We start from the raw sequence: 2,219 nt of genomic DNA, 5'->3' as shown, positions 1-2,219 counted from the left end.
GGCAGGTACAAGCGCACGCTGGTGCCCCGTTCAGGCAGGCTGAACAGACTGACGTGCCCCCCCGATTGTTGGGCGAACCCGTAAATCATCGACAAGCCCAAGCCGGTGCCCTGGCCAATGGGCTTGGTGGTGAAGAACGGGTCGAATGCCTTGGCCAGCACCAAGGGCGTCATGCCGGTGCCGTTGTCGCTGACGGTAATCATCACGTAGTCGCCGGCCTTGACCGGTTCCAGGGTCGTGATGTCGCTGCCGTCGAGGTACACATTGGCGGTTTCGATCTGCAGCACGCCGCCATCCGGCATGGCGTCCCGGGCGTTGATCACCAGGTTGAGCAAGGCGTTTTCCAACTGACTGACATCCGTGCTGATCCGCCAGATGTTTTTGGCCAGTTGCAGTTTGAGTTCGATGTGGTCGCCCTTGGTTCGACTGAACAAGTCTTCGAGCGAGTGAATCAACTCGTTGGGGTTCAGCGGCTTGCGGTTGAGCGACTGCCGCCGGGAGAACGCCAGCAAGCGATGGGTGAGGGCGGCGGCACGGTTGGCCGAGGACACGGCCGCTTCAGTGAACCTGCCAATTTCGGCCACGCGGCCGTCGGCAATGTAGCGCTGCATCAGGTCGAGACTGCCGATGATGCCGGTGAGCATATTGTTGAAGTCATGGGCGATGCCGCCGGTAAGCTGACCGACCGCATCCATTTTCTGGGCATGGCGCAAGGTGTCTTCGGCACGCTCACGTTCGAACATCTCGTTCTGCAGGCGCTCGTTGGCCTCGGCCAGTTGGCGGGTGCGGGCGGCAACCCGTTCCTCAAGGGTTTCGTTCAGGTTGCGCAAGGCTTCTTCGGTCTTTTTGCTTTCGGTTTCATCGATCACGAAGATGTAGAAACCGTTTACCGCGCCGTCTGCGCCGTGGCGTGGCAGGTAATTCATCAAGGCCTGGCGGATGCTGCCGTCGCGGTGTGGCGTGCTGATGCTGAAACAGCAGGGCCGGCCGGACAGCGCCTCAGTGATGTACTGGGCGCATAGCGCATAGGCTTCTTCGCCAAGCACTYCAAGAATGGTAAGCCCGTAAAGCTCTTGCGGCGTCAGGCCGTACCAGTCGAGGTACGCCGCATTGTTCAGGCGAAAGCGTTCTTCGCGGTCGACGTAGCTGATCAGGACCGGCATGGCGTTGATGATCAGTTGCAGCTCGGTCTGGCTCTGGCGCAGGGCCTGTTCGGTGTGTTTGCGTTCGGTCAGGTCCAGGGCGGCGCCGAGGAAGCGCATCGGCCGGCCGTGGTGATCCTTGTAGCAGCGACCGCGGGCAAACACCCAGCGCATCTGGCCGTCGGTTTGCAGCAGGCGATACTCCTCGGCGTACTCAGTGCCGTGGGTGATGCAATGCTTGATGCTGCGGGCGATCAGGGCGCGGTCTTGCGGGTGTACGCCGTGCAGGTACTCGCTGATCGGCAACTGGCTGGCCATGGCCGGGTCGATGCCGTGCAGTTGGGCAAAATGCGCATCGGCGATGAAGCGGTCCTCGCTGATGTCCCAGTCCCAGGTACCGACCGCGTCGGTGGCGGCGAGGGCCAGTTGCAGGCGCTCCTCGGTTTCGCGCTGGGCCTTGAGACTGGCCGCCGAGCGCTGTTCGAGTTCGAGGGCGATGCGCCGGCGTTCGTTGGTTTCGATGGCGGTGACCAGGATCCCGGCCACCTTGGCACTTTCGTCACGGATCGGGCTGTAGGTCAGGTCGAGCCAGAAGTCAGTCTCCCGGCCCTCACGTTGCAGGGTGAAGCGCTGCTCGCTGTAGCTTCGCACCTGACCTTGCAGGACGGCGCTGTATATCGGGTCGGTAAAGTCTTTCAACTCTGGCCAGATCAGGTGTGCCGGTTGGCCGAAAGCGTGTGGATGTTTGCTTCCAGCGAGCAGGGCGAAGCCGTCGTTGTAGATCTGCGTCAGTTGCGGGCCCCATAGCAGCAGCATCGGCATCGGTGAGTGAATGACGATGTCCACGGCGGTTCGCAGGCTTTGTGGCCATTTGCTGGCCGCGCCCAGGGGGCTGCTTGTCCAGTCGATGCGGGCGATCAAGGCTTGGGCATCGCTGGCGGTTGGTGTTGCGTTCATCCGGGTGTCCTGCACATGAGTCGCTTTGGCTGTCCAGTCGATGCGGGCGATCAAGGCTTGGGCATCGCTGGCGGTTGGTGTTGCGTTCATCCGGGTGTCCTGCACATGAGTCGCTTTGGC

The 2,219-nt window shown here is 62.0% G+C and carries 1 protein-coding gene; it reads right to left on the bottom strand.

The features are described 5' to 3' along the window. A partial coding sequence (locus ACXRVY_RS25220; protein ID WP_458238543.1) for a PAS domain-containing protein occupies nt 1–2,099 on the bottom strand: 2,099 nt, incomplete at its 3' end. Nucleotides 2,100–2,219: the final 120 nt, after the last annotated feature.

The sequence above is a fragment of the Pseudomonas sp. P5_A2_2 genome (assembly GCF_054177685.1).
The sequence above is the reverse complement of the archived record's forward strand: the minus strand, read 5'-3'. Positions and strand labels throughout refer to the sequence as shown.